The following is a 4,501-nucleotide window of genomic DNA, read 5'->3' on the forward strand; positions in this document are numbered from 1 at the left end:
TGCTCCTGTAAAAGTTCTTCTTGAAAAAGTGAATAATAAAGTTCTTAGACAAGAAATTGGAGAGGCTATGTGTACTTTTGATAAAAAGTACATAGCTTTAGAAAATGAAGCATATATAAATGTAAACAAAGACATTTAGAAGGTCCTTTAATTGTTTTTGATTCTTCAGGAATTTTATTTAAAATCCATAGTCTTTGTAGAGGTATAAATGGAAATAGACTAAAAGCAGGTGGAAATGGGGATACTCCAACAGGAAAAGCAAGTACTAACTATGCAAAAGATCATATTGGAGAAAGTGGTTTTGGAAATCACGGAGTAATTCGTTTATCTGGTTTAACAGGAGAATTTTTACAAGCAACAAAAAATGGCAGAGCGGGAATAGCTATTCATTGTGGACATACTTCGGGATATAAAGGAAAAATTGTAGATACAGGAAAGTTGATGAACACTTTTGGTTGTATCAGAGTTTATAATGCTGAAATGGAGAAACTTGTGAAATTATATAAAGAATTAAAAGAAAAAGGAAAGAAAATATATTGTTACATAGAAGACTATGATGGGGATATTACTAATGTGTATAAACACTATGAAATGGAAATAGATCCAAAAGACAAACCAAGAGAGAAAAGAAATACTGAACAATAAAAATATGAAACATTTTATATCTTTATTTTTCCTAATTTTTATTGGGAAAACATTTGCACAAGTAGGGTCTAATATAGGAATTATTAATGATGCTGACGGATATACAAATATTCGCAAAGAGGCTAGTACTAAATCTCAAATTGTAGGCAAAATATTACAAAATGAATATTTTTTCTATGAAGAATATAATTCTAATTGGTGTAAAATTACTACCCAAAATAAGGTAAAGGGATTTGTTCATAAAAGTAGGATAAAAAATATTGATGAAAATCAAGTTATTTGCTTAAAAATCAGTTTTGAAGATAATTCTGAGGAGCGTATAAACAGGACTGCCAGAGATACCATACTTTCTGTTTTTTCATTGAAAGATAGTGACTTTCCTTTTTTTATAATTGGGTTTAACTATACTCAAATTGAGTCTAAAGAACGAAAAGAGAGTTATGTTTTATTTGGAAACGAAACTTCAAGTGTCAAGTTTTCTATAAGAAATGTAAATACAAAAGATTATAAAATAGGAAAAGACAAGTATGGAAACAACAAAATAATAACTACTGAAAAAAATAGGAAAGTATATGGTTTCTTAGGAGATAGACAATTTCCTAAAAAAGAGATAGATAATATCCAAATATCAATCAATAGGGGAAATACATATAATTTACCCAAATCGGTTTATAAATACCTTTTTGAGCCTACATTAGAAAGTGTTAAAGTATATATAAAAGGGAGAAATCAATTAATTATTTATATGTCGGGTGCAGAGGCTTCAGAAGGTTACGAAGTTATTTTTATTGTTAATGAAAAACAATTGCTAAAACGATATATTTACCGAAACTTTTAGCATCCAAATGAATGATCATATTTACTACTTTGGATCTTTTGTTTAGCTAATAAACCTAAAAGTAAAGAAGATGAAAAATATGTGGAAATCATTAAAAAGAGACCTAGGTAAGAAGCTTTTTTATGTGCTAATATTACTATATAGTACAACTATATTTGCACAACCTTGTACTTTTGAGGATGTTGTAAAGGAAACAACTTATAATGTCCCTTATAAAAAATATACCGCTCCTCTTAATATGGAGAAAGTATTAAATGCTGAAAAAAGCAACTTTTTAGGATTTATAGGAACTAATTATAAAAGGTTACGTATCACTTTCACTTCCATAAAGAAGAGTGAGAAAAACAAAGATGTATATGAAGTAGAAGGCTTCAGCACTGTGATGAATAAAAACAAACGAACTTTCAAAGGAACTTTTTCTTTACTTTCTCATTACAAATTTGCAGAACAAACTGTTGATGTTCCTCTTCCTAAAAAGGGAGAAATAGTAGGATATTCAACTTTTTCTTATGAATTAGCAGAAGATGAAAATCTTACAGCTACTGGCGTTTTTAAAGGAAAGATGATTGTAATGTGGCTCAAAAAGGTAAATGCAGCACCCGTTTATTTTCTCCCTTTCAATAGGGATAGTGAAAGAAACTATCAATTTTTTGGCACTTGGACGAGTTACAAAACTAAAAAAGCCTCTATAGCCTCTTGGGGAGAATATCGTATTCCTTGCTCAGGTGATTTTGATGAAGGAGTAGGTGATTTTAGCCCTAAACCCCAATATTGGCAATATGGTTGGGAGGAGTTTAGGTATTAAAAGGAATTGAAAATAAAATGAAAACAAAATATTTTTTAGTAAGCTGTATATTTTTCATATTATTTTCTTGTAGAGCCCAAGAAAATAACAATAGGATAACAAGATATTTCAATAAAGAAGAAAGAATATATTTTGATATTTCTGATAAAATAGCTTTGTCGTCTTATATAATCCCAAATGTAGGACATTTTACAATTTATTATATACCAAGATTAAAATCAGATATTGATTATTTCAAGAATTTTGAGAAAAATAATCAACTTAAACCAATATATAATGAATTGTATGATTACTATTATTTTTCAGAGGCTGATAATAAGAAAATTGACAAAATACTAAAAGAGAAGATAAAAAATGAGAAAAATTGGGGGATAATAGGATTTTTTGTACCTATAAAATATGTAAGAATAGATAGTGATGATGAATCTAGTATTTCATTCCCTTTTATAGGGAAATTTTTTCAAAAGAAGAATGGAGAGTGGGAGTTTCTATTTGAAAAGAAGGTAAAAAATGCGGAAGACGATTCTCTCTTGTCAAGTAAAAAATATATAAATTCTCTTTTGTCAGAAAAGTAGTAAGTATAAAAATGAATGATCATATTTACTACTTTAGAATCTTTTGTTTAGCTAATAAACCTAAAAAAGTATGGAGAAATTATTAAAAAACGTTATAGATAAATTGTCTTTTTATCTATTTGTATTACTATATAGTACAACCATATTTGCACAACCTTGTACATTCAAAGATGTCATAGAGAGAACAACACATAATGTACTTTATGAAAAATACAACATTCATCTTGATATGTTGCAAGTTTTAAATGGTAAAAAAGATAACTTTTTAGGATTTATAGGGGTAAATCGCAAACGGTTGCGCATCACTTTTACCTCTATAAAAAAGAGTGAGGAAAACAAAGATGTATATGAGGTAGAGGGCTTTAGCACTGTGATGAACAAAAACAAACGAACTTTCAAAGGAACGTTCACTTTACTTTCTCATTACAGACTTACAGAACCCGCTTTTGATGAGGATGAGCCTCTAAAAAAGGGAGAAGCAGAAGGTTTTTCCACTTTTTCATATACACTAAAAGAAGACGAGAATCTTACAGCTACTGGTATTTTTAAGGGAGAAATGCTTGTTCTTTGGTATAAGGGAATAAATAAAAAACCTGTATATACTGAACTATTTATTCAGAGTGATGGAAGTAGAAATTACCAATTTTTTGGCACTTGGACGAGTTATACCACTAAAAAAACTTCGGTAGCCTCTTGGGGAGTATATCGTATTCCTTGCTCAGATGATTTTGATGAAGGAGTAGGTGATTTTATCCCTAAACCCCAATATTGGCAATATGGTTGGGAAGAGTTTAGGTACTAAAAGGAATTGAAAATAAAATGAAAAAAATACTATTGATACTATTTATTTGCTGTACGCTCCAATGCAGAGCACAGTATAAAGAGCTTACTATAAGTGAAAATGAAAAAGAATTGTTAGAATTTTTATAATAAAATTCTAATAAAGCTAAAATGACCCCTAGTCACTATTTTGATGAATTGTCACAATGGGATTTGAGTAATATTACTTTAAAACAAAAAATGAAGATTCTATTTAAAAACGACAAGAATCTCAATCAAAAATTAAAAGAATTAGAGGAAGCTCGTATCTTTATATATGAAGATACATTAGAAGATGTTAAAGATGACTATCAAGTATATCATTATGTTGATGGCCCTCGTCTTGAATACCTTGTACATAGAGGAGATTTAGAGGTAAAAGAGATTATTTTGAAAATTCTCAAAGACCCTAAAAGATCAAAATCTGACAAGGAAGATATTGAAGTATACTTAAAATATTATAAATACTATATCTCAGACCCAGATGGTTATACCAATGTGAGAGAAGGTAAGAGTACTTCTTCTAAAATTATAGCTACAGTAGATTCAGGACTACCCATAAGAGTACTGGATACCACAGGAAATTGGTGGCAAGTAATGACAAAAGACAATGAAATAGGCTATATTCACAAGAGTAGAATAAAAAAGAGGTAAAACCCAAATAATCTCCTTACAATTACAAATAGAGGCGATATAGTAGAAGCGTATTTCTGTAATTCAGATGATACTGAAAAACGAAAATTTATAGAATCTGGAAAAGTTGCACATTTAAAGATATATGCAACTAATATGAAAGGCAGAGAAGTTGAAGTATTGTTT

The 4,501-nt window shown here is 29.3% G+C and carries 6 protein-coding genes; all 6 read left to right on the forward strand.

Features of this window, described 5'->3' with window-relative positions; all coding sequences use genetic code 11:
- The first annotated feature begins 441 nt into the window (after nucleotides 1-441).
- Nucleotides 442-645, forward strand: a complete 204-nt coding sequence (locus tag OO775_RS13655) for a hypothetical protein (protein WP_264847781.1) — start codon at nucleotides 442-444, stop codon at nucleotides 643-645.
- 4 nt (nucleotides 646-649) lie between these two features.
- The gene (locus tag OO775_RS13660; protein WP_264847782.1) at nucleotides 650-1,483 is read left to right on the forward strand and encodes an SH3 domain-containing protein; all 834 of its coding nucleotides are present in this window, start codon (nucleotides 650-652) and stop codon (nucleotides 1,481-1,483) included.
- Between the two features lie 70 nt (nucleotides 1,484-1,553).
- Nucleotides 1,554-2,288: a hypothetical protein gene (locus OO775_RS13665; RefSeq protein ID WP_264847783.1), complete on the forward strand. Its 735-nt coding sequence runs from the start codon at nucleotides 1,554-1,556 to the stop codon at nucleotides 2,286-2,288.
- 17 nt (nucleotides 2,289-2,305) lie between these two features.
- A complete protein-coding gene (locus OO775_RS13670) occupies nucleotides 2,306-2,863 on the forward strand; it encodes a hypothetical protein (RefSeq protein ID WP_264847784.1) in 558 nt (185 codons plus the stop codon).
- 70 nt (nucleotides 2,864-2,933) lie between these two features.
- Nucleotides 2,934-3,665 carry a hypothetical protein gene (locus OO775_RS13675; protein WP_264847785.1) on the forward strand — a complete coding sequence of 244 codons (732 nt, stop codon included), beginning with the start codon at nucleotides 2,934-2,936 and terminating at the stop codon, nucleotides 3,663-3,665.
- 149 nt (nucleotides 3,666-3,814) lie between these two features.
- Entirely contained in the window at nucleotides 3,815-4,336 is a 522-nt protein-coding gene (locus tag OO775_RS13680; RefSeq protein ID WP_264847786.1) for an SH3 domain-containing protein, read from the forward strand.
- Nucleotides 4,337-4,501: the final 165 nt, after the last annotated feature.

Source organism: Capnocytophaga catalasegens, assembly GCF_026005215.1.
GTDB lineage: Bacteria > Bacteroidota > Bacteroidia > Flavobacteriales > Flavobacteriaceae > Capnocytophaga > Capnocytophaga catalasegens.

Bases quoted from the DNA above. Each gene is read 5' to 3' on its own strand.
- OO775_RS13655 (WP_264847781.1), top strand. From the start codon at position 442: ATGAACACTTTTGGTTGTATCAGAGTTTATAATGCTGAAATGGAGAAA.
- OO775_RS13660 (WP_264847782.1), top strand. From the start codon at position 650: ATGAAACATTTTATATCTTTATTTTTCCTAATTTTTATTGGGAAAACA.
- OO775_RS13665 (WP_264847783.1), top strand. From the start codon at position 1,554: ATGAAAAATATGTGGAAATCATTAAAAAGAGACCTAGGTAAGAAGCTT.
- OO775_RS13670 (WP_264847784.1), top strand. From the start codon at position 2,306: ATGAAAACAAAATATTTTTTAGTAAGCTGTATATTTTTCATATTATTT.
- OO775_RS13675 (WP_264847785.1), top strand. From the start codon at position 2,934: ATGGAGAAATTATTAAAAAACGTTATAGATAAATTGTCTTTTTATCTA.
- OO775_RS13680 (WP_264847786.1), top strand. From the start codon at position 3,815: ATGACCCCTAGTCACTATTTTGATGAATTGTCACAATGGGATTTGAGT.